Origin of the sequence: Wolbachia endosymbiont of Oedothorax gibbosus, from assembly GCF_936270435.1 — a bacterium.
Taxonomy (GTDB): Bacteria; Pseudomonadota; Alphaproteobacteria; order Rickettsiales; family Anaplasmataceae; genus Wolbachia.
Genome location: NZ_OW370567.1, coordinates 1,185,575 through 1,209,311 on the forward strand (window position 1 = coordinate 1,185,575; position 23,737 = coordinate 1,209,311).

Consider the following 23,737-nt stretch of genomic DNA (forward strand, 5'->3'; position numbering starts at 1 on the left):
AAAGTAGGCATAGTTAAGAAAGAGGTATATCTATGCAAAAAAGCTATCCAAGCGATATAAGTCAAGAACAATTTGAAAAAATCAGACCAATACTGGAGAGTAGCAGAAAGAAAACAAAACCAAGGAAACTTGATTTGTATGATGTATTTTGTGCAGTGCTATATATCCTAAAAAGCGCCTGCCAGTGGAGAATGCTGCCAAAAGATTTTCCAAGGTGGGAGAACGTGTATTACTATTTTCAAATGTGGAATAAAAAGAATGGAGCAGAACCAAGCTTGCTGGAAGTAGTCTTAAAAAAAATTAGTTGGAGAGGTTCGTATCAGCAATGGTCGGAAAGAGAAAACCAGTTTCTGTATAATTGATGCACAAAGTGTTAAAAACACAGATACTGCTGAAAAAAAGGGCTATGATGCAGGTAAAAAGATTTCAGGCATAAAGCGTCATATTGCAGTTGATACGCAAGGCTTGCCACATGCAATTCATATAACAACGGCAGAAGTAACTGATCGTAGCAGTGCTGTGGAAATGGTGGAAAAGGCTGAAGAAAACCTCTCTGAAGTTAAAAATATACTGGTTGATGCTGGCTATACAGGAGAAAATTTTGCAACTCAAATAAAAGCTACTATTGGTGCAACTGTTGAGGTAATAAAGCGAAGTGAATTACACTCTTTCGTTGTATTGCCAAAGAGATGGGTTGTTGAGCGTTCTTTTGCTTGGTTGGAAAAATGTAGGCGTTTGTGGAAAAATTGCGAGCGGAAACTCAACACTAGCTTACAGATGGTTGTTCTCTCCTTCATTTCTCTCTTATTACGAAGATTTTAAACAGGTTCTTAAGTTGACGCCATTGTCTGTTCAGGGGAGTGGCTAATGTGCAAATATTGAAGCAAAGTGCGTGACACACAGCTGTACGAACATTTGTTTGCAAAGGTAATTTGCACAACAAATGGTGTCATTCCAGTCTGGAATCCAGATACGATTTCATCATATGTAATAGTTTAGACTTGATCTGACAGGCATGACTTATCTGACAGAAGAATCGACGAAGTCAAAACCGATATCAGAATCTATTTTAATGTCATCAATATTTTTTTGGTAAGCAATATGCATACTGTCAAAAAAGGTCTGCATAGCAATACTTATACCACTTCTCATTATTAGTGAACCAAATAAGAAGCATTGCAGAGTTGTTTAATTATGGAATGGGAAAGGGAGGCAATAAATTTGCACAAAGCGCTCTCAAGCAGAGCAATTATATCGTAGATTTTATTGCGTAAAATGTTCTGTTTTATATATAACCAAAACCTCTCAACAGGATTGAGGTCAGGTGAGTATGGTGGTAGGTATATAATGTCGATATTTTTAGGTACCTTTAAATTTTTTGACTTATGCCAACTAGCGCAATCCATCACAACTCTCGTGTTCCTAAATATTGCAACATCTGCTCAAGAAATATATTCATACAATCAGTGTTGACATTCGGTGCAAATAAGCTAGAACTCTCTCCATTTCTGGGATTAACTGCACTATAGAGATAAAAATTTTGCCTACCTAGTTTTACCTTAACCTGTGTCCTAATGCCTTTTTTAAACCACCCGTGTCCAATCTTTGAATGTGTGCCAAACCGCGATTCATCGAAGAAAAATAGCTCTTTTTCGGGATGCATGACAATAGTTTCATTGAGATTTTTTTTACACTCCTCTTGTTTACTTTTATCTTGTCCGTTATGCACTGGTCTTGGTGTGATATATGAGAATTTCATTCTTTGCATGTTACGGTGTACTGTGGACTTGCTGATATTCAAACCAAATCTTTCTTGGATTCTTATTCTCATTTCTTTAATAGTAATATTGGGGTTTTCCTCTATCCACACCTCAACTTGTTCAAGTTGACTTTGGTTCAATATAGTTTTTCTACGGCGTTGAGGTGGAGCAAATAATTTTTCTTCTCTTCCAAATTTTATGTGCTTTATCCATGCAGTAAGTGCCTTCCTTGAAATGCAACATATTTTTGCTACGGCTGTTATACTATGCTTTTTTGCTGCAATTACAGCATTTAGTTTTTTTGCAACATATGCATTATTTCTTAAGACCTGCTGCGAATCAAGAAGTAAGAAAAAGGGGAGTAGGAAGGCTAAAATCAAGGTTAACTAAAAGGCATGCTTAAGATTTATAATGCCAGCAATAATATTAAATCTCAAGTTGTATTTCTTCTGAAAATTACGGTAAACATGTGACATAATCTTAAATATTTTTATTTCGCGAATCTTATTTTCTACTCTCATTCTAAATGATGCTAACCTTCTGTTATGTTCCTTCTGCTCTGGAGTCAATGACTTTTTACGGTACTTTTTATACGGAATTACAACATTGCTCTGCAATTTTTGCCAGCCTTGATACCCAGAATCAGCGTATTTTATACTATTTCTTGGCAAAAATTTTCCTGTTTTCTTATCCGAAAGTCATGAATTTTGCCGCGATGTGACCTTGACACTGACAAAATTTTTCCATTCTCCTCAACAACAATTTCAGTTTTCATAGTGTTGGTTCTTTTTTTTCCTGAATATGATTTCTTCCGTTTTTTACTATCTTCTGGCCTCTGTGTTTGCTGTTCTGTAACATCAGCCAGAATCTTTAGTATTTTTTCTGGTGTCATACTTCTATCTTTTGTTATAGTAACTTTTTTGGCAAGTAATGGCTCTATTTTCTTCAGTAACCTACATACATTTGCGTTGTGCACATTGAACAGGCACCCTAAAAATCTATGTGTTATGTAAGTGCGATAGTACAAAATTACGCAAAATAACTTGTCTTCCAGAGTTGGTAGTTGTGATCTTCTACCATGGCACTTTTTCTGTTTTTCAAGTTTTTCCCACTCAGACTTCACTTTTTCTACCACCTTTTCGAACTCCTCTATAGTTAAACCTGTTATATTACGAAAGTTTCTTGGGTGTTTCTTCATGTTATAACCTCAGTTATGGATTAGAAAATAGATAAAAGTATAACTAAGAAGAGGGAAACAGGGTAAACTCGAGTATTTTAGTAATAATAAGAGGTTACACATGAAGAAAGATATTACAGAACTGTACTGTTGCGTCGAGGATTTTTGTCGTGCGGTAGATGATAATTTTGCAAATAGGTTCTTATCAAACGGCAAAAAACCAACCAGAGTACCAGAAATAGCGCACTCAGAAATTCTAACCATAATCCTATTATACCATAAATCACCATGTAAAAACTTCAAGGCTTTTTATCTTTGTTATCTTCAGTTATTCTATAGATCAGAGTTTTCAAAGCTGCCTTCATATCACAGATTTATTGCCTTAAAGCCGCGAGTTTTGTGGTATTTAGCATTACTTTTGCAATGGTTTTGTGAACAAGCAAAAATGACCGGGATTTCCTACATAGATTCTACTTCAATAGCAGTATGCCATCGAAAAAGAATCTCAAGAAATAAGGTTTTCAAAGGATTAGCAGAGTTAGGAAAGAATACTTACGGCTGGTTTTTTGGTTTTAAATTACATGTAGTAATCAATGAAATAGGTGAAATTCAAGGTGTTACGCTAACCAGAGGTAACGTCGATGACAGAAAACCTGTACCAACTCTAACCAAAAAACTAACTGGACTTTTGTTTGGAGATAAGGGCTATATAAAGAAAGAGCTCTTTGAGAAACTATTCGATAGAGGTCTAAAACTCGTCACTAAAGTGAAAAAAGGTATGAAAAATGCACTGATTTCGCTGAAAGAGAAGATTTTACTAGGGAAAAGATCGATTGTTGAAACGGTTTTTGGCTGCCTAAAAAACAAATTTGAACTTGAGCACACTCGGCATAGATCCACAGTAAATTTCTTGGTACATATTTTTTCTACCCTCATTTCTTATTCAATGCAATCGAAAAAGCCCTGTATTTCTCAGCTTTACTTCGTTGGTTAATCCATAACTGGGGTTTATAGTAACTAAAGCTCATTTTTTTACCTTACTCAATCTGCTTATTCTTCTTTTACCTCTCTCACATCATTTTTTCAATCATCTTTTGCAGCAGGTCTATAGATCCCGCTAACACGTAGCGGGATGACGATTGTCGGTGAACCTAAGTTACTTTAGCCATAAATATTTAAGAAATTTACCAAATGAAAAAAAAGGCAAAAGAAGCCCCATGGTTAACTAGTTATTTATATGTACTTCAAAATATTGGCGTTTTTTATTCTAAACGCTACGATTCAGCCGCTTTTAAATGCGACTAACCCAAATTATAAACGTTAAGAAATTTACTGAGCGGAAAAAAAGGCAAAGAAACCCTAGGGTAGCTAGTATTCAAATTCTCCCTTGTCTATTTGACGTCTTTTACTGTCTTAAACAGCGCGTTTCAGCTTATATAGGTAAAAACCTAGAAGTTTTATAAAGACATGAGGTGCACATAGTGCAAAAATTAAGCATGATTTACGCCAAATACATTAAGTTTTTTTGTCATTAATCCACTGCGGAGATAAATAAATAGCTTCAGTATCATGATAAGAGGACTGGCAAATGGTGTCAAGTAAGTTTTTTCGTTTCTATTCCCAATGTTACATGGTTATGCAAGAGGTCTAATGTATGCTCTTAAGTTGACGCCATTGCCTGAACGGTTACATTTTAGCAGTAGGCAATGTTGCTTTTAATTACCTCAACATTTTCTCTTGGCAATTCTTTAATGAACCGAGAAGTGCGCATCGGTTGCCACTGGTTGTTAATTTCCCTCCTATCTGCACATGAAATGATTAACCTTTCTTTGGCTCTGGTTATGCCAACATATGCGAGTCTCCTTTCTTCTTCTAAAGCTTTAGCACTTTTGTCATCAAAAGATCTCTGATGAGGAAATAATCCCTCTTCCCAACCAGGTAGAAACACGCACGGGAATTCAAGTCCTTTTGCTGCATGAAGAGTCATAACATATACGGTGTCATCGTTATTCATATTATCCACTTCCATCACCAGACTTATATGCTCCAAGAAAGTTGTGGCATTATCGAAATTTTTTAAAGATGAGATGAGCTCTTTGACATTTTCTATTCGTGCTAAGCCTGTTACCTCCTCATTTTCAAGCATTTCAATATAACCTGATTGGTTTGCTACGATTTTAACGAATTCATGCAGTGGTTTTACGCTTACTATTTCTTCCCAAGCTTTAATTTTATTTAAAAAATCATTTAGTGAGAGTTTAATTCTTTCGGTTACTTGATTACTATTAACTAATATTTTTGCTGCCTCAAAAAAAGAAATTTTGTTATCCTGAGCAGTCGTGTATATTTTCTTTAGAGTTGTAGCTCCTATGCTTCTTTTTGGCCGGTTTACGATCCTTTCAAAAGCTAAGTCATCGTTATTGTTTGTAACAAGTCTTAAATATGCAATTACATCCCTGATTTCCTGACGTTCGTAGAATTTTACGCCACTTATAATCTTGTAGGGAATTGAATATTTTATAAAATACTCTTCGAGAACTCTAGTTTGAAAAGTAGCCCTTACCAGCACTGCAATGTCACTAAATCTGTATTGATTAAGCTTTAATATCTGTTCGCTTATGAACCTTGCTTCAGCTTTTCCGTCCCATAATTTTATTAGATTTACCTTTTCCCCTTCAATGTTTGTTGTCCACAATTTTTTTTCTAAGCGAGTCTTATTGTGATTGATAACATATGACGCAGTTGCAAGTATGTGAGACGTTGATCTATAATTACATTCCAGTTTGAAGGTTTTTGCATTTTTAAAATCATCAGAAAATTTTAAAATGTTTTCAACTTCTGCACCACGCCAACTGTATATTGATTGATCGTCATCTCCTACACAGCAAATATTTGAGTGCTCTTTTGCAAGGTATTTTAGCCAAAGATATTGTATCGCATTTGTATCTTGATATTCATCTACCATGACATATTTAAACTTGTTTTGGTAGTAGGACAGAACTTCGGTCTTTTGATTAAAGAGTTGTATGTTATATAGCAATAAGTCACCAAAATCGACAGAGTTAAGGAATTTTAACCTTTCCTGATACTGGTGATAGACTTTGAGTGCAGTTACGTACACTGGCCTAAATGATTGAATATCTTCCACTTCAGATGGCAACAAACACTTTTCTTTCCATTGCTGAATAATATTCATAATGGTCTTACATTTTTCTGATAGGTAATCAGGGCTTATTTCATTAATAATATTTTTTATTACCTGTAATTGGTCATCCACACCAATGATTGTAAAATTGGAGTTTAAGCCCACAATTTCTGCATGCTGGCGCAAAATTTTCGCTGCAATTGCATGGAAAGTGCCAAGCCATGGTATATTTGTGCCCGTTAGCTCAAGTACCCTTGATACCATCTCATTTGCTGCTTTATTTGTAAATGTAACTGCTAATATTTCATCAGAGTAAGCGTGACCATTTCGAATTATATGTGCTATTCTTGAAGTGATCGTTCTTGTTTTTCCCGTTCCGGCTCCTGCCAGTATCAAAACTGGTCCATCTATGTTAGTTACAGCTGATTGTTGTTCTGGATTTAGCAGTGAGAGATAATCGTTCATCGTAGCCCTATAGATTATAACTTCGTAAAGTTAAACCTATGATCGAAATATTGTAAAGGTTTTATTGAATAGAACAGTTAAAGGATGCTTCACTCAAGTGTTACGTTTTGTATATATCTTTGTTAGGCAGCTTGGATGTGGTGGGTAACGATAAATTGATCTGATCTAGGCTGCTGCTTGTTGGGTGGATAGGTGGAGTTTGGAATGGCTTATATGTACGGTTTAGTTCCTTCATTTCTATTTCTTCAACAAGGGGTTTTTCTTTTGGGGTATAGTGATTATGCGTTGCAGGTCGTTCAGTGAGATTTTCATATGTTTCTTTCAACCAAGTTCCGATATCATACATAAATCCATACACTTTTTCTTTAAATTCTCTCCATGATCTATCTAAACTGGCTAGTGTGTTATTAAAGTAAATTGTCATGTAATCTCTTGTGGTGTATTGATCATTCTCTCTATCTAGTTTTCCACTTTGCTTGTCACAAGTTTTGAAATAACCAAATATGTTGTACATTTTGAGCTACCGCTGACTATTAATATACATATATTATGCATTAATAAATTAAAGTTGTCAAGAATTTTACTACTTGCACTCTGTAAAGTTTTTGTTGTATACTTTGAACTTTAAGAAAAATGGACGCCTAAATTTGAGAATTGTGAAAATATTAGTTAAAATTATTGTATGTTAAGTATAGTAAATAGGAGAAAATATGCCTACTAATTCTGATGAGCAAAGAAAACTTTCACTTGAAGAAATGGACATCATTAAATCTTTATGGTCTATAGAGTCAAATGCCTGTAGTGCTGGATTGGTTAAAGAAAAGATTGACAAACTAGATAAGTATGTTGAATCTGTTTTAAAAGAGCCCACTAGGGAATTTATTAAACAAATTCACGAAATACGTGATGTATGTATGATGAATCTTGATTATTTCAATTGTGATACCTTGAGAGAACGCTGTTATAGAAAAATAGATGTAAAAAAATATGTGCAGTCTATTGGAGAGTGCTTAGAATGTACTGCAAAAATTTTGTACAAATTTGGTGAATTAAATGATGAAGAAAAACAACAAGATAGTGATTTAGTAGCAGAAAAACTTAAAATAATAGAAGAGATTTCACAAAAATCTAAAAGCAAACAAAATGCTCGTAGAGCTTATTGTGCTTTAGGTAGTGGTGCAGTGATAGGAGCAGCTATAGCATATCTTGCAGGAGCTGCTACTTTTACCCCAGCTATTGCTGCTGTTGCGGTATTTATTGCAGCCACTGTTATTGGTGCACTGGTGGGTTATGGTATTGGAAAGTTTTGCGAGAAAGTAAGTGAAGAAAGGCAAAAGGACCGTCATATGAGCATAGGTACTGCAATTAAGAATGTACTTACTCCTGAATGTTTAGAATCACAATCGCAAGTTTATCCATAAGGCAGGCATTTAGTATTGACTTTACAACAATAGTCACTTTAAATTAGTAACTATTGTTGCAGTTAAAGTATCAATGCCTTTTTTCTTTTATTTTTTTGCAATTCTTAGCATTTTATCTGCTGTATGCGTAATTAGCGCAAGAAATCCTGTGCATGCAGTATTATTTTTAATTTTCACCTTCGTTAACTCTGCAGTGCTTTTTATTCTTCTTGGAGCTGAATTCATCGCTATGATGGTACTGATAGTATACATCGGTGCAGTTGCAGTGTTATTCCTCTTTGTAGTTATGATGCTTGATATTGATTACATAAGGTTGCGCCAGGGTTTTGCAAAGCATTTCACTCTTGGTGCTATGTTGTGTGTTGTGTTTTTTTTGATTATCAGTTTTGTTATTCGCAGCTCAGCACTGAATATAAGTAATGTTATAAACTATAATGCCAATAATGTGAAAGCTATTGGTAATTTGCTGTATACCGACTACATGTACGCTTTTCATCTTTCTGGAATTTTGCTACTTGTTGCAATTGTCGGTGCAATTGCTCTTACTTTGCAGGACAAGAAAAAAGGAGTTAAAAAACAGAATGTATTAAAGCAATTGACACAATCTTCATCTGTAAAATTGGTTAAGGCTAAATTTGGAAAAGGAGTAGAATGGAAATAGGATTAAATCATTTTCTGATAGTTGCTGCTATTTTGTTCACTGTTGGAATATGCGGTATTTTCATCAACCGTAAGAGCATAATCAACATACTGTTATCAATAGAAATATTACTCTTGGCAATTAATATCAATCTAGTCGCTTTTTCTGCCTTTATGAATGATATAGTTGGGCAAATTTTTGTGATGTTTGTGTTGACTGTTGCGGCAGCAGAGTCAGGAGTTGGGCTTGCAATATTGGTTGTATATTATAGAAGCCGTGGCAATATAGATGTTGAACAAGCGAACTTAATGAAAGAATGAAAGTATGATGGATATACTGAAATTAATAGTATTTTTGCCACTATTTGGTTCGCTATTTGCAGCACTTTTTAGAAGAGATGTTTTTAGTCAGTTAGTTACAACGGCAGGGATTGGAATATCTGCAGTTTTATCTTGGTATATTTTTCTCACCTTCTCTGAAAATTATCACTTGAGTTTATTTCCTTTATTTTCATTAAGTGTATTAAAAGTAAATTGGGCAATTAGTGTGGATGCTCTCTCATCCTTAATGCTTATTGTTATTACCACCGTTTCACTAGTAGTCCACCTCTATTCTATCGGTTATATGGAGCATGATAAAGGGAAGTCGAGGTTTTTTTCTTACCTATCGCTGTTCACATTTTGCATGATTGTGCTGGTTGTAAGCGATAATTTCGTGCAGCTTTTCTTTGGCTGGGAAGGAGTTGGCCTGTGTTCTTATTTACTCATAGGATTTTGGTTCCAAAAATATTCTGCAAATAATGCAGCAATTAAAGCATTTGTTGTAAATAGGGTAGGAGACTTTGCACTATTAATTGGAATCTTTCTTATTTATTATACATTTCACTCTTTGAAATTTACTGAAGTTTTTGACACAGCTGATCTTCTTGGCGCACAGAACATTAGGGCATTCTGCTGTGAATTTAAAATAATTCATATAATATGCATATTACTTTTTATTGGCTGTATGGGTAAATCTGCACAGCTTGGTTTACATGTTTGGTTGCCAGATGCAATGGAAGGGCCAACCCCTGTTTCTGCACTCATTCACGCAGCAACGATGGTAACAGCAGGTATATTTTTAATAGCAAAATGTTCTCCATTGTTTGAGTTATCAAATGTGGCACGAGAATTAATAGTTATCGTTGGGGCACTTACTGCTTTTTTTGCAGCCACCGTTGCGATTACTCAGAATGATATAAAGAAAATAATTGCTTATTCAACCTGCAGTCAACTTGGTTATATGTTCATGGCATGTGGGCTTTCTGCTTACAATGTTGCTATTTTTCATTTAATGACCCACGCTTTTTTTAAAGCTCTACTATTCCTTGGTGCTGGCAATGTGATTCATGCAATGCATCATGAGCAAAACATTCAGAAAATGGGAAATTGCTGGAAGAAAATCCCTTGCACTTACACTCTCATGTGGATTGGGTCTCTTGCGCTTTCTGGAATATTTCCATTTGCAGGTTTTTACTCAAAGGATTTGATAATTGAACATGCTTATAGCACGGATAGCTTTGCTTTTGTAATAAGCTTAGTTGTTGCATTCTTCACAGCGTTTTACTCTTGGAGGTTATTGCTTCTTGTGTTCCATAGCCAAAAACAAAGTAAAATTAATATACATGAAGCACCGAAGATTATGCTTATACCATTACTGATACTTGCTTTTGGATCAGTATTTTCTGGAGTGTGGGGAGCAAATATTTTGAACATAACTAGTAATGCGTTTTGGAAATCAAGTTTAGTAGTTATTGATGAGCATGGAGTGCGTAATTTATTTATAAAATTGCTACCAACCTTGGCGAGCCTAAGTGGAATAGCACTTGCGTACCTAATTTACCAATATCAAGTAATTAGGCAAATTAAGAGTAAATTTTTACTTAAGTTTTTGCAGAATAAATGGTACTTTGATGAGGTGTATGAGTTTGTTATAATTGTACCAATAAGGTTTATGTCTAGGCTTCTATGGAAGTTTGATGTTAAGGCTATTGATTCATTTGGGCCAAATGGTGTTGTAAGATTGGTTAATGAATGTTCAAAAAGTTCTGTAAAGTTGCAAACTGGTTATATATTTGATTATGCATTTATTATGTTTGTTACTCTAATAATCGGTGCTTTATATATTATTGGAATTAAATAGAAGGTGTTGTTACTTAGTATATTCTTGCTTCCACTGATAGGAGCGTTGATTTTACCCTTAATCAGGATTAATCATCAATCTATACACTTAAGATTCCTTGCCCTATTTTTTGCTGTACTTCCATTTTTGCTTAGCATTGTAGCTTGTATAGAATTTGATTATAACAATGCGGACTTTCAGTTTGTCAGCTATCCAATCAAGAATGTAGGAATAGGGGTGGATGGTATATCGTTGCTTTTCCTTCTGCTTACAACTTTCTTGTTTGTAATTTGTATACTCTACAACTGCAAAATGAGTTATACGACCCTAAAAGCCTATATGGCATTATTTCTACTGCTTGAGAGTTTTGTAGTCGGTTTTTTCGTTTCACTGAATGCCATAAGCTTTTATGTGTTTTTTGAAGCTGTCTTAATACCAATGTTCTTTATTATTGGCATTTGGGGAGGGAAGCAAAGGATATATGCAACGTTTAAGTTGTTTCTTTATACATTAACTGGCTCATTATTATTTCTACTTGGATTGGTGTACATCTATAGCACTTTTGGGACGTTTAATATACAAAAATTAGCTACATTAGTGCCAAGCCTTGATCTTGAAGTGCAGTCATTGCTGTGGATTGCATTTTTTATTTCTTTTGCAATAAAAGTACCGATGTTTCCATTTCACACTTGGCTTCCTGATGCGCATGTGCAATCACCAACTTCTGGATCTGTGATTTTAGCTGGCTTGCTTATTAAAATGGGGGGATATGGATTTTTAAGGTTTTCTATTCCAATGCTTCCTCAGGCAAGTTTGTATTTTTCAAATTTCGTTGTTGTGCTGAGCATTATTGCGGTGATATATGCTTCTCTAGTTGCGTTTGCTCAAGATGATATAAAGAAGTTAATAGCTTATTCTTCAATAGCACATATGGGGATCGTTACTGCTGGCCTCTTTTCATTTTGTGAGGAAGGAGTACTGGGTAGCATATTTCAAATGATTAGTCATGGCCTTATTTCTGCTGCTTTATTTTTATGTGTTGGAATGCTATATACTCGAACTGGAACTTTGGAGATTGCAAAGTATTTTGGCATAGTAAACACAATGCCAAAATTTGGTTTTATGTTCATTTTATTTTCAATGGCTTCAATAGGGCTACCTGGAACATCTGGATTCATAGGTGAGTTTTTGGCTATGGTTGGAATGTTTAAGAGCATAGGGTTTTTTACAGGATTTATCGCACTTGGCACTATTTTAAGCGCAGTTTATATGCTGAATTTATGTAAGCAAATAATATGGGGGGTTAGCTATTCTAAATTATTAAATAATCGCTTGGATAGCATAGAATTTTCTGTCTTAATTCTGCTTGCAGTGTTTGTTATTTTGCTTGGATTCTACCCAACCCTTGCACTGAATTATTTGAAGCCATGTATGGCAAATTTGTTAGTCAAATATAATGCGCTATGAATTATATACAGATATTGCCGGAAACGTTCTCTATTATCTCCTCGTTAGTGTTGCTACTGCTTGGAATTATATTTAACCGCCGAACTATCAACTTATTAGCACTTGGCTGCACAGTGGTAACTTTGATTATTTTAATTATTTCGGCAGAAAACAATGAAATTTTTCTCTTTAATTCGTTGTTAAAACTCAATTTATACATCAGGTCAGCCCAAGGGTTAATTCTCAGCACAGGAATTTTAATACTTTTGATGCTGAATTTATCAAAATATGACTATAAATATGAATTTTCAATACTGATTCTTTTTGCGCTATTTGGCATGATAACTTTGGTTTCAGCAAATAGTCTGATTTCTTTTTATTTAGCTTTTGAGTTGATGAGTATATCTTTGTATGTTCTTGCTAGCTTTAATAAAGATTCAGCTTATTCATGTGAAGCAGGAGTGAAATATTTTACACTTAGTGCACTATCTTCCTGCATTATGCTATATGGAATGTCGCTGCTTTATGGATATACAGGACAAGTCAATTTCTCTGAGCTCGGTTCATTCTTGCAAAACCATCAGATAACTTATGGAATAGTTTTTGGGTTAGTTTTTATCCTTATTGGTTTGTGTTTCAAGCTTGCTATTGCTCCTTTTCATATGTGGGCTCCAGATGTCTATCAAGGTGCACCTACCATAGTAACTGCGTTTTTTTCTACGGCCCCAAAAGCTGCACTTGTAACATTTTTAATTCGATTGATGAATGAAGAGTTAGTAAATGTAAAAAGTTATGTTCAGCCTATTTTCTTATACGTTTCAGCATTGTCTGTGCTTATCTCAGCTTTTGGGGCCTTGCGTCAGCAAAACTTAAAAAGGCTGCTTGCTTACAGTTCAATTGGTCACATTGGTTTTATATTTGCTTCACTTTCTATTTTTACACAAGCAGGAACAGATAGTGCCTTAATGTATCTGGTGATATATATCATCACAAGCATAGGGCTATTCTCATATCTCGTACAAATTGACGATGACGATTGTGATATTGCAAATTTATCTGGTATAGGGAAGAAACGCCCAATTGTAGCATTTCATCTTTCTGTGCTGTTACTCTCGATGTCGGGAATACCTCCACTTGCAGGTTTTATCGCTAAATTTTTTATATTCAAAAGTTTAATAAATTCTGGCTTTATCAGCCTGTCTTTGATCCTTGTAATAGCGAGTGTGATATCATGCTACTATTATTTAAATATCATGAAAGTTATGTATTTTGATAAAGCTAGTGGTAATAAGGTTGCTTATTCTAAGGGTCTATTCATTATCACTTCAGTGGCTTCACTGATCAACCTCGTTCTTTTCTTGTATGTAGAAGATCTTTACTCACTCATTGAACTAAAGAGCTGACAAGATGATCCCTGAGGGTTTTCATATTCATCATTACAAAGAAGTTTCAAGCACTAATAGAGAAGCGTTGGATTTAATTGATAAAGGAATATCAAATGAAACCGTTATTATTGCCGACAAACAAACAGAGGGTAGAGGGCGTACCGGAAAAAGTTGGATTTCTCCAGAGGGTAATTTTTATGCAAGTTTGGTAATAAACCTCTTTAACGATTATCTGAATGAAAGCCAGCTTTCGGTGTCATTCCAGCGCGTGACGCTGGAATCTAGAAAAAAAGAAGAATGGATCCCAGTGTCAAGCACTGGGATGACATCAGAGGGCATTGGGATGACAGAGAAGGGTTTGGTGAATAAAATTGCGGATGTTAGCAAATTAACAGAATTGACTTTTGTTACTGCTCTTGCTGTTGGAAATACTATACTGTCATTTATAAATGGTCTAAATCTCCAGTATAAGTGGCCAAATGATGCCCTTATTGATGGCAAGAAAATAAGTGGAATATTGCTTGAAAAAAGATCCAATTCGAATTGGCTCATTATAGGAATTGGAATTAATGTCAGTCATGCACCACTTCCAGGAACAACGTGCATTAGCAATTACGGTGAGTCTGTATCTAACATAGATCTATTAAAGAAATTAATAATAAATTTTAATAAACTAAGAAAGCAATGGCTATTTGATGGGTTTTATGCTATAAGAGAAATGTGGTTAAAAAAAGCATTCAAAATGAATGAGCAAATCAGTGTAAAGTTAGCTGACAAATTGTATGAGGGAATTTTTGCTGATATAGATAAAAGTGGTAAATTGGTGTTGCAGCAAAAGGATGGAAGCTTAATTTATTTTGATGCAGGTGAGTTATTTATTGATAATGCATTATGAATACATATGTAATTTTTGCTTACCTTATTAGTTTTACGTTGATTACCGGAGAACTGATTTTTACCATTTCTTGCTATACTAAAAGTAAAAAAATTCTAGAAAGCCTGAAAGATAATCATGAAGAAGAAACATAAGCGATTACTTATAACTTCAGGAATTTTCTGCTTTTTAAGTTGTGCAGTTTTTTTTATTTTAACAACGCTCAAAGAAAATATCTCATTTTTCTATACAGTAAGTGAGGCCATAGTCTTGCCAAATAGTCAAAAGCCAATCCGTGTTGGTGGAATGGTTGTTGAAAATAGCGTGATACGGAGCGAAAGCGAAGTAGTTTTTCAAATAACAGATTTTAATAAGAGCGTTATAGTGAAATATCAAGGGATACTTCCACCGATGTTTTCAGAAAAAAGTGGTATTGTTGTGCAAGGTAAAATGTTTGATAATAGTACCTTTCTTGCAGATACGGTGTTTGCAAAACATGATGAGAACTATATGCCGAAAGTTTTAAAATAGATTCCCTAATTCAGCTGTATTGAAACGATATGTAGAGAGAGTAACAGCCTGATTTCAGGCTATTACCTTTTTTATTAAAGCAATCCGTTCTCTTCACCAGTAATATGGAGTAATGGAGGAGCTTCTCCAATCTCTGGTATATCATCAAGTCTAGCCTGAAGATCTTTGAGTTTATCGTCTATCTCGCTTGTCTTTGCGCCTATGTTTTCTATAGTTAATGACAGTGGTGTTACTACGCCATTTGTAATCGCCTCACTTATATCGCCGTTATATTTATTAATACTTTTCATCAGACCATCATAAAAATTTTTAAGATTCTTAACGCTTACCGTGATTACCGGTATAGCATTAATCTCTTCTTCTTCCATAACCTTAGTTATATCAATTCCATCCGGTACGCTTTTAGTAGTAATCTTCTTTATTTCTGGTATTGCAAAATTTGGTTTATCAAACGCCGGTTTCTGAAGTTGCAATGCATTATTTGATTCAACTTCTTCACTAGAATATAATTTTATATTTTTATTCATAATAGTTACCTCCTATAAAAAAACTACCTATCTTTATAAATCACTACTATACAAATAACAGTGAGTCATTATTAATGTCTACTATTGTGAAGTCTGGAGCCTGTCCGATTTCTGGCATATCGTCCTTGATTTGCTTGAGCATCTCAATCATTTCCTTGTTCTGTTTACTCTGCTCTTCAAGTTCCCCTTTTAATGCATCAATAATAGCTTTAGACTGATCTTGATTGCTGAGATCACCAATCACAGCTGTCACTTTCTCATAAGGCAGTTTGTGAATGATGTCTTTAAGCTCTTCTGCACCCACATTATCCAAAAGTTCCTTAAACTGCTCATTAGAAATATTGCGAGCAAAAGCTTGAAGTTTGTCTGGATTATCAACTAAAGACTTAATGATAATCTGGATTCTATTAGAATCAGTTAAATCCTGAGCAATTGCTTCGAGTTTCTCAGGATCAAGCTTATTAACTAAGTCTTTCAGCTGGTCTTCTTGCAGACTATTTACTAAAGCTTTCAACTGATCACCTTCTAATTCTTTGGAGAGTATTGTCAAGTGGTGCTCAGCCAAGTCTTTTGCAAGCACTGTAAATTGTTCGTCATTTAAAGTTTTAATAAGTGCTTTGAACTGATCCACTTTTAAGTGAGGTAAAATTTCTTTTACTTGCTCTGGATTTAAATCTCTAACTAGAGCTTTAAGCTGAGCGTCATTTAAAATAGGAACAATTATTTGTAACTTTTCTGGATTTAGTTCCTGAGCGAGAGTTTGTAATTGGTGGTTGGTTAGATGATCTACTAAAGCTTGGAGTTGTTCATCTGTTAAGTTCTTTGCTAAGACCTGCAACTGGTTTGAGCTCAGCTCAGGAATTATTTTTTGCAGTTGCTCGTTACTAAGAGTATTGGCAAGGGTCTTTAATTGGTTTTCTGTTAAGCCCTTAAAAAAAGTTTTGGCAAATGCATCTGATAGTATTATCTCCTTGTTAGATGATATTATATCGTTTACTATTATTTGTTCCTTGGAAAACACATGACTTTGTAGTATATCATTGCTTTGTGAGTTGAGATCATTTCCTTGATCATCTGAAAAATAGCACTTGCGAGCATCATTACCTAATTCTTCCCATGTTATATACTTATATTGTATTGGTTTTAAGTAAATAAAAGGAATTGTTATTGGGGGATGTTCAGGATCACCGACATTTTTCATTCGAAGGTGTGCTGTCATTAATTTATCATTTAAATACATAAAAGAGTGCCTGCTTTTCCCAATAGCATACATTTCTTTTTTGAAACCAAGTGCATCTCCTGACTGATTTTGCTTGATACAAGAAGAAGTCATCTTGCCATGGTCATTCTGATAAATTGAACAAAATTCTACTATTAATTCTGGTTTTACGCTGCTTTTAGTATTTAATGGTTCAAACTCAACCTTGGCAATTTTATTTGATTCATGAATTCTTTGGTTATATGGACCCTCTATCATATTAGTTCCATATTTATTAAATGTTTTCCCAGGTACCATCTTAAAAACATGTTTTTTTCCACTCATGAGTATTACCTAATAAATTTAATTATAGTTATTCTAACATTTATTGATTAATTTATTGTTAAGTTGATATATATTAGAATTATAATAACAAACATTACTTGTGTAGAGAGAAGTTACGAAAAGAAATAGGGATTTTTAGGAAGGTAGATTAAAATAAGCTGTTTTGACAGGTTTTTTGGCGTCTTGGTGGAGGCAAGCGGGATCGAACCGCTGACCTTCTGCGTGCAAAACAGATGCTCTACCAGCTGAGCTATACCCCCAATTCTTGCTTAAAGCATAAATCACTCAGGCTGAAATGCAAGAAATATTTATCTGTTAGGCTATTGTTAAATAGTGCACAAATTCTGCAGTTATATACAATTCTCTATCTTTTTGTCTTTTCAGATTTGTACATCACACTATAAGCTTTGCCAAGTGAATCAATGTGAATTGAAAATTAACAAGAAGTTTTCCTTTAAAAATTTTTTTAAATTATCCATAGATTTTTTAACTACTAACGCAGTGTATTATATAATTCACACATGAAAATTTTAGTTTGATTAAAACGGATAAAAACTGTATTACTGTTTAGTATAGCTGAAAAATGAAATGATCCCGTAGCTCAGCCGGTAGAGCAACTGACTTTTAATCAGTGGGTCACGCGTTCGAATCGCGTCGGGATCACTCACAAATTTTGAAAAACATGCTAAAAGAACAAGACAAAATATTCACCAACCTAAATGGTAAAGAAAATCCACTACTTGAGGGTGCAAAAAAACGTGGTAGCTGGCAAAAAACAAAGGAGTTACTGGATTTAGGATCAGAAAAAATCATTGATGAAGTAAAGAAATCTGGTTTGAGAGGTCGAGGGGGTGCAGGATTTTCCACCGGCCTTAAGTGGAGCTTTATGCCCAAAAATCTTCCAAAAAAACAACCAACATATTTAGTAGTCAATGCAGATGAGTCAGAACCTGGTACATCTAAAGATAGAGATATATTACGATATGAGCCACATAAGTTACTTGAGGGAATTCTCCTGGCCGGCAGAGCGATCAGCGCATCAGTTGCGTATATTTATATCAGGGGTGAGTTTTATAATGAATATTTAGTTCTAAAAAAGGCACTTGAGGAAGCCTATAAAGAAAACTTAATTGGAAAAAATGCCTGCAAATCAGGTTATGATCTTGATGTGTTTATCCATAGGGGTGCAGGAGCTTACATATGTGGAGAAGAAACAGCTCAACTTGAATCAATTGAAGGAAAAAAGGGCTTTCCTCGCATGAAACCTCCATTTCCTGCAGGTGTTGGACTTTTTGGCTGCCCAACCACAATAAACAACGTTGAAACTATAGCCATGGTTCCAGATATTCTAAATCGCGGAGGAGAATGGTTTGCATCTCTTGGTAAACCAAATAATACTGGCACTAAGATCTTTTGCATTTCAGGGCATGTAAACAACTCGTGTAATGTTGAAGAAGAGCTCGGCATTCCACTACGTGAATTAATTGAAAAGTATGCAGGTGGAGTGCGAGGAGGTTGGGATAATTTACTTGCTGTGATACCTGGTGGGTCTTCAGTGCCATTAATTCCAAAATCTATATGTGATAGTATTGAAATGGATTTTGATTCATTAAAAGCTGCACAATCAGGGCTTGGTACTGCTGCTGTAATAGTGATGGATAAATCAACTGATATAATAGCTGCAATAGAGAGGTTATCGCACTTTTATATGCACGAGTCCTGTGGGCAATGCACACCATGCCGTGAAGGTACTGGATGGATGTGGAGGATTATGAGGAGGATGGTAGCAGGAAATATTAAGCCTGATGAAATAGATAAACTGCTTGACCTTACGACTCAAATAGAAGGACATACAATTTGCGCGCTTGGCGATGCTGCAGCTTGGCCAATTCAAGGATTAATAAGACATTTTCGCCATGTTATCAGAGAAAGAGCGATAATTTAACTCTACTTATACTTCTTAAGCCGTTTTGCTACTTAGCAACCAGAGCTAAAAAATATTGATTCCCTTCTCTTTTAGGTGCCAATTCTACCTTTGCAATATCTTCAGTGTCTCTAATTAGCCGTTCTAATTTTTCCAGTCCAACATCAGTATTTATAAGCTCTCTCCCTCTAAATCTCATTGTGACTTTAATTTTATGTCCATGCACAAGAAAATCCCTTGTTTGACGCAATTTTGTTCCGTAGTCGTGGTCACCAATATTAGGGCCCAGTTTAATTTCTTTTATAGTTAATGCTTTTTGTTTCTTTTTTGCTTCACTTGCCTTCTTTTTTATATCATACTTTTGTTTACTATAGTCCAGAATTTTACATACTGGAGGGGTTGAATCAGGTGCAATTTCTACCAAATCTAAACCGACATTCTGAGCAGATGCCAAAGCTCGTTCTATTGGAACGATTCCGATCATTTCACCATTATGATCAACTAAGCGTACTTCCTTAGCTGTGATGAGTTCATTAATTCTGTTTTTATTGTTCTTTTTAACTTGCAAACTTTAACTCCCTTAATTCAAATTAATACTTTTTAACAGCGATTCAGTAGCCTTTTCCAAAGAAAAAGACTCCTGTCTTTCCGATCCTAAATTTCTCACGGACACAGTTTTACTTGTAACTTCATTTTTGCCTATAATCCACAATATAGGAACCTTGTTTGAACTATGCAAACGTATCTTATAACTAATTTTTTCATTGGTCAAATCAGTCTTGACTCTCACACCTTGTTCTTTTAAAATATTGCTAATTTCTGTGGCGTAACTGTCAGCTTCATTTGTAATGGTCAGAATAGCAAGTTGCGTTGGAGCAAGCCAAACTGGAAATTTTCCTGCATAATTTTCTATCAAAATTCCAATAAAACGCTCAAAAGTCCCAAGAATTGCCCTATGTAACATGACAGGGTGATGCTTGTACCCATCTGCCCCTATATAAAAAGCTCCCAGACGTTCTGGTAAAATGAAATCAACTTGTAATGTTCCACATTGCCAGCTTCTGCCTATTGCATCTTTTAAAACAAACTCTAACTTTGGACCATAAAATGCACCTTCACCAGGGCTCAGTTCATAACTCAAGCCCGCTTCTTTAACGGCTTCAAGCAGCGCTTTTTCAGCTCTATTCCACACTTCATCATTACCTGCTCTAATATCTGGACGGTCTGAAAATTTCACAGAAATTTCATTGAATCCAAGCTCTGAATATACTTCTTTTAAAAGGTCACAAAACTTTATAGTCTCAGAATTGATTTGCTCCTCTGTGCAAAAAATATGTGCATCGTCTTGCGTAAAACCACGCACTCGCATCAGTCCGTGCAATGAGCCTGAGCTTTCATTCCTATGACATGTGCCAAACTCTGCCATACGTATTGGTAAATCGCGATAACTCCTCGTGTGAGAGTTAAAAATCTGCACATGACAAGGGCAATTCATAGGTTTTATTGCTAACTTTTTATTCTCAGATTCGTCAACAACAAACATATTTTCACGAAATTTGTCCCAATGTCCTGACTTCTCCCACAGCTCTTTACTTACTAAAATAGGAGTTTTTACTTCAAAATAGCCATTACTTATCAATTTCTTTCTTATATAAGACTCAAGAACATTATATAGAGTATATCCTTGCTCATGCCAAAAAATTTGTCCAACAGCTTCCTCTTGAATGTGAAATAAATCCATATCCTTGGCAATTTTGCGGTGATCACGTTTCTCTGCTTCTTTTAGACACTCAAGATAAGCGTTTAATTCATCCTTATTTCTCCACGCGGTGCCATATATTCTTTGCAACATTGGACCCTTAGAATCACCATGCCAGTATGCACCCGCTACTTTCATAAGTTTAAACGCTTTAACTCTGCCAGTTGATGGTGAGTGCGGACCACGACATAGGTCTACAAAATCACCTTGCTTATAGACGGTCAAGTCTTGATCTTCTGGTATAGAGGATATAATCTCAACCTTGTATTTTTCGCCTATACCACTAAAGAAATCAATTGCCTGCTTGCGAGTCCAAACCTCTCGGACGAATCTGTGGTTACTTTTTATAATTTCCTTCATTTTTTTTTCTATTGCAGCAAGATCATCCGTAGTGAAGGTACGACTTGTAGCAAAGTCATAGTAAAAACCATCTTGAATTGTTGGCCCGATAGTAATCTGAGTATTAGGAAAGAGTTCTTTCACTGCCTGCGCCATTATATGAGCAGCATCATGCCTTATTATATCTAAACCCGCTTCGTCACTCAGTTGTATCACCTCTATCTCTGTATCAGATTCAATTTCACGTGAGAGATCATATAACTCACCATTTACTTTCAATGCAACTACTTCTTTCAAAGCATTTGGTTGCAATATATCAAAGCCAGTGACTTTATCGTCATATTCTTCTATTCTTTTTTCAGATGGAAAAGTAATTTTAATCATTTATCGACCCTTTTGTCTAACCCTCTCTTTGTCATCCCAGTGCTTGACACTGGGATCCATCTTATTTTTTATAATGGAAATTAGTTTAACGTATGCTCCTAAAATTTGTTGTCCATTGCACAATTTGCAAATATTTTTATACCTGGATCCCAGTGTCACGCACTGGGATGACAAAAAAAGGAACACTGAAATGACAGAAAAAAAGCACCTGGGTAACAGAGGAATGACTTGAAAGCTATAAATTTTTAACATCAGTAGTACGGTCTATTCTTTTTTAACCTGAGTGCAATTGCGTCTTCCCAAATTTCACCATTACGCAATAACTTTTCTTTATTGTACATTAGCTCCTCTCTTGTTTCAGTAGCAAATTCAAAGTTAGGACCTTCAACAATTGCATCAACTGGACATGCCTCTTGGCAAAGTCCGCAGTATATGCATTTTGTCATGTCAATATCATAGCGTGTGGTGCGGCGACTACCGTCTTCTCTTTCCTCTGCTTCAATAACTATTGCTTGAGCAGGGCAGATAACTTCGCATAACTTACAAGCTATGCATCGTTCTTCACCGTTTGGATACCTACGCAACGCATGCTCACCACGAAACCTTGGACTTAAAGGGCCCTTCTCCATAGGATACCTCAAAGTAACCTTTGGCTTAAACATATATTTTAATGTAATAGCAAACCCTTTAATTAACTCTACAAAAGACCAATACCAAGCTAATTTCTTTAGCATAAAATGTCTAAAACCTACATTTATAACTATAATGTATATTGTCAGTTTTCAAAATAAATATTTTCATCTGGATGACTTTTGTAGTTTTTTTATACAATATATTTACTAATACTGCATTAATATGAATAAGCAATATAAGTAAAAATTTTTTAGATTAGGTATTTTAAATTGCTAAGTAGTTTATATAAATAATGACAAGCACAAATGAAACTATTTTCGCTTTATCGACCGTATTTGGTAAGTCAGGAGTTGCAGTAATCAGAATTTCAGGCAACTACGCGCTTAAAGCTTTAAATCATTTTCATATTAAGAAAGAAATTAAACCAAGATTTGCTACTTTAGTTGATCTATATGATGATTCCAATCAATTGATAGATAATGGAATAATCATCTATTTCCCTGCTCCAAACAGTTTTACTGGCGAGGATGTTATAGAGTTACAAGTACATGGAAGCAAGGCCGTCATAAAAATCATCTTGGAGGAATTATCAAAAATTTTCGTTATGGCCAGGCCTGGAGAATTCTCACTTAGGGCTTTTCTAAATGGTAAATTTGACTTAACGCAAATAGAAGGAATTGCAGACTTAATTGATGCTGAGACAAAAATGCAAGCTAAACAAGCGGTTAAGCAGATATCAGGAGAATTGGAGAGACTATACAGCAATTGGAGGCAAAGATTAATAACGATACAATCCAAAATCGAAGCGTATATAGACTTTCCAGAAGATATTTGGGCAGAAAAAAATGAATTGGAAAAAATTAGTAATGAAGTGCAAGCTCTTGTGCGGTTGATACGAGAGCATTTAAATGATAATAGACGGGGCGAAAGGTTGCGTGAGGGTTTACACGTTGTAATAACTGGTGAACCAAATGTTGGTAAATCAACGCTGTTTAATTTCTTGGCCAAACGTGATATTGCTATTGTTTCTGAATATGCGGGCACAACAAGAGATGTGCTTGAAGCTCATATTGACATTGGCGGATACCCAATCATTCTCTCTGATACTGCTGGAATTCGTGAGAGTTCAGATCCAATAGAATCAGAAGGTATAAGTCGAGCGAAAAAGAGGTCTTGTGAAGCTGATTTAAGAATAGAACTATTTCCTTTTGAACAACGTTATAATATCAATTGCAACGTTGTAAATAGCGATACTATTTATATATTGAGCAAAGCTGACGATGCAGTTAGTGAAAAAAATGTACTGGTTGACGGTATAGATTTTCTACCTATTTCTATTTTAAAGGGAATAGGTACAAACAAGTTGATCTCTCTCATAAAAGAGAAGGTAGAGGAAAAATTTGGGCATGATAGAGACACTCCTGTGATTACTCGGCAAAGACATAGGAGTCACATGCAGAAAGCACTGGAACATTTACAACGCTTTAATATCGATAATCCAATTGAGTTAATATCTGAAGATTTGAGGCTTGCTGCATTTGAACTTGGTGCAGTAATTGGAATTATTAATGTTGAGGAAATATTAGATAGTGTGTTTAGCAGTTTTTGTGTAGGTAAGTAAGAT

At 35.1% G+C, this 23,737-nt stretch carries 20 protein-coding genes, 2 tRNA genes and 2 pseudogenes; 14 read left to right on the forward strand and 10 right to left on the reverse strand.

The genetic code is table 11. The features are described from left to right. The first annotated feature begins 32 nt into the window (after window positions 1–32). Window positions 33–822 (forward strand): IS5 family transposase gene (locus NBW39_RS06020; protein ID WP_250294658.1). Its coding sequence is split into 2 segments (ribosomal slippage): window positions 33–293 and window positions 295–822, totalling 789 coding nucleotides; the frame shifts between segments, so codons are not numbered across the junction. A 332-nt stretch (window positions 823–1,154) separates the two neighbouring features. Here NBW39_RS06020 and NBW39_RS06025 read toward each other — a convergent pair. After that, window positions 1,155–2,086: pseudogene (locus tag NBW39_RS06025) on the reverse strand (IS630 family transposase); the annotation flags it as partial. A gap of 60 nt (window positions 2,087–2,146) precedes the next feature. Then, window positions 2,147–2,958 (reverse strand): annotated as a pseudogene (locus NBW39_RS06030) (transposase family protein). Window positions 2,959–3,058: 100 nt separating this feature from the next. On the opposite strand from NBW39_RS06030, the gene NBW39_RS06035 reads away from it, so the two are divergent. Continuing rightward, entirely contained in the window at window positions 3,059–3,931 is an 873-nt protein-coding gene (locus tag NBW39_RS06035; protein WP_250294632.1) for an IS982 family transposase, read from the forward strand. A 699-nt stretch (window positions 3,932–4,630) separates the two neighbouring features. Here the strand turns inward: NBW39_RS06035 and NBW39_RS06040 are convergent. Beyond that, window positions 4,631–6,547 (reverse strand): ATP-dependent helicase, encoded by a 1,917-nt coding sequence (locus tag NBW39_RS06040; protein ID WP_250294895.1) that lies wholly within the window; start codon window positions 6,545–6,547, stop codon window positions 4,631–4,633. A 100-nt stretch (window positions 6,548–6,647) separates the two neighbouring features. After that, window positions 6,648–7,061, reverse strand: a complete 414-nt coding sequence (locus tag NBW39_RS06045) for a WD_0964 family protein (RefSeq protein WP_250294896.1) — start codon at window positions 7,059–7,061, stop codon at window positions 6,648–6,650. 295 nt (window positions 7,062–7,356) lie between these two features. Here NBW39_RS06045 and NBW39_RS06050 point away from each other — a divergent pair, with 295 nt between their 5' ends. The 9 genes from NBW39_RS06050 (at window position 7,357) to ccmE (ending at window position 15,004) form a co-directional block, all read left to right on the forward strand. Beyond that, on the forward strand, window positions 7,357–7,968 hold the full coding sequence (locus tag NBW39_RS06050) for a hypothetical protein (protein WP_250294897.1): 612 nt from the start codon (window positions 7,357–7,359) through the stop codon (window positions 7,966–7,968). Between the two features lie 73 nt (window positions 7,969–8,041). After that, on the forward strand, window positions 8,042–8,629 hold the full coding sequence (locus tag NBW39_RS06055) for an NADH-quinone oxidoreductase subunit J (RefSeq protein WP_250294898.1): 588 nt from the start codon (window positions 8,042–8,044) through the stop codon (window positions 8,627–8,629). Then, entirely contained in the window at window positions 8,620–8,928 is a 309-nt protein-coding gene (nuoK, locus tag NBW39_RS06060) for an NADH-quinone oxidoreductase subunit NuoK (RefSeq protein WP_250294899.1), read from the forward strand. Before NBW39_RS06055 ends, nuoK begins: the two co-directional genes overlap by 10 nt. Before the next feature lie 4 nt (window positions 8,929–8,932). Beyond that, the gene (gene nuoL, locus NBW39_RS06065; RefSeq protein ID WP_250294900.1) at window positions 8,933–10,789 is read left to right on the forward strand and encodes an NADH-quinone oxidoreductase subunit L; all 1,857 of its coding nucleotides are present in this window, start codon (window positions 8,933–8,935) and stop codon (window positions 10,787–10,789) included. A 3-nt stretch (window positions 10,790–10,792) separates the two neighbouring features. Then, window positions 10,793–12,235, forward strand: coding sequence for a complex I subunit 4 family protein (locus NBW39_RS06070; RefSeq protein ID WP_250294901.1), 1,443 nt, complete (start codon window positions 10,793–10,795; stop codon window positions 12,233–12,235). After that, complete coding sequence (locus NBW39_RS06075) at window positions 12,232–13,617, forward strand: NADH-quinone oxidoreductase subunit N (RefSeq protein ID WP_250294902.1); 1,386 nt, start codon at window positions 12,232–12,234, stop codon at window positions 13,615–13,617. The genes NBW39_RS06070 and NBW39_RS06075 overlap by 4 nt, the downstream gene beginning before the upstream one ends. A gap of 4 nt (window positions 13,618–13,621) precedes the next feature. Continuing rightward, window positions 13,622–14,494, forward strand: a complete 873-nt coding sequence (locus tag NBW39_RS06080) for a biotin--[acetyl-CoA-carboxylase] ligase (RefSeq protein ID WP_250294903.1) — start codon at window positions 13,622–13,624, stop codon at window positions 14,492–14,494. After that, the gene (locus NBW39_RS06085; RefSeq protein WP_250294904.1) at window positions 14,491–14,628 is read left to right on the forward strand and encodes a CcmD-like small membrane protein; all 138 of its coding nucleotides are present in this window, start codon (window positions 14,491–14,493) and stop codon (window positions 14,626–14,628) included. The genes NBW39_RS06080 and NBW39_RS06085 overlap by 4 nt, the downstream gene beginning before the upstream one ends. Further along, window positions 14,612–15,004, forward strand: a complete 393-nt coding sequence (gene ccmE / locus NBW39_RS06090; protein ID WP_250294905.1) for a cytochrome c maturation protein CcmE — start codon at window positions 14,612–14,614, stop codon at window positions 15,002–15,004. The genes NBW39_RS06085 and ccmE overlap by 17 nt, the downstream gene beginning before the upstream one ends. A gap of 74 nt (window positions 15,005–15,078) precedes the next feature. Here ccmE and NBW39_RS06095 read toward each other — a convergent pair whose 3' ends face one another. From NBW39_RS06095 to NBW39_RS06105, 3 genes are all read right to left on the reverse strand, one after another. Next, window positions 15,079–15,531 (reverse strand): hypothetical protein, encoded by a 453-nt coding sequence (locus tag NBW39_RS06095; protein ID WP_250294906.1) that lies wholly within the window; start codon window positions 15,529–15,531, stop codon window positions 15,079–15,081. Between the two features lie 46 nt (window positions 15,532–15,577). Further along, entirely contained in the window at window positions 15,578–17,074 is a 1,497-nt protein-coding gene (locus NBW39_RS06100; protein ID WP_250294907.1) for a magnesium transporter MgtE N-terminal domain-containing protein, read from the reverse strand. Window positions 17,075–17,258: 184 nt separating this feature from the next. Next, a tRNA-Ala gene (locus NBW39_RS06105) sits at window positions 17,259–17,334 on the reverse strand. Window positions 17,335–17,664: 330 nt separating this feature from the next. On the opposite strand from NBW39_RS06105, the gene NBW39_RS06110 reads away from it, so the two are divergent. Further along, a tRNA-Lys gene (locus NBW39_RS06110) sits at window positions 17,665–17,737 on the forward strand. A 19-nt stretch (window positions 17,738–17,756) separates the two neighbouring features. After that, window positions 17,757–19,019 carry an NADH-quinone oxidoreductase subunit NuoF gene (gene nuoF / locus NBW39_RS06115; protein WP_250294908.1) on the forward strand — a complete coding sequence of 421 codons (1,263 nt, stop codon included), beginning with the start codon at window positions 17,757–17,759 and terminating at the stop codon, window positions 19,017–19,019. Between the two features lie 28 nt (window positions 19,020–19,047). Here nuoF and infC read toward each other — a convergent pair whose 3' ends face one another. The 3 genes from infC to nuoI all read right to left on the reverse strand — a co-directional run bounded on the left by infC (window position 19,048) and on the right by nuoI (window position 22,214). Then, complete coding sequence (gene infC / locus NBW39_RS06120; protein WP_250294909.1) at window positions 19,048–19,566, reverse strand: translation initiation factor IF-3; 519 nt, start codon at window positions 19,564–19,566, stop codon at window positions 19,048–19,050. A 12-nt stretch (window positions 19,567–19,578) separates the two neighbouring features. Beyond that, window positions 19,579–21,480: a threonine--tRNA ligase gene (gene thrS, locus NBW39_RS06125; RefSeq protein WP_250294910.1), complete on the reverse strand. Its 1,902-nt coding sequence runs from the start codon at window positions 21,478–21,480 to the stop codon at window positions 19,579–19,581. A 251-nt stretch (window positions 21,481–21,731) separates the two neighbouring features. Then, complete coding sequence (gene nuoI / locus NBW39_RS06130) at window positions 21,732–22,214, reverse strand: NADH-quinone oxidoreductase subunit NuoI (RefSeq protein WP_047759474.1); 483 nt, start codon at window positions 22,212–22,214, stop codon at window positions 21,732–21,734. Between the two features lie 191 nt (window positions 22,215–22,405). On the opposite strand from nuoI, the gene mnmE reads away from it, so the two are divergent. Beyond that, the gene (gene mnmE, locus NBW39_RS06135) at window positions 22,406–23,734 is read left to right on the forward strand and encodes a tRNA uridine-5-carboxymethylaminomethyl(34) synthesis GTPase MnmE (protein ID WP_250294911.1); all 1,329 of its coding nucleotides are present in this window, start codon (window positions 22,406–22,408) and stop codon (window positions 23,732–23,734) included. Window positions 23,735–23,737: the final 3 nt, after the last annotated feature.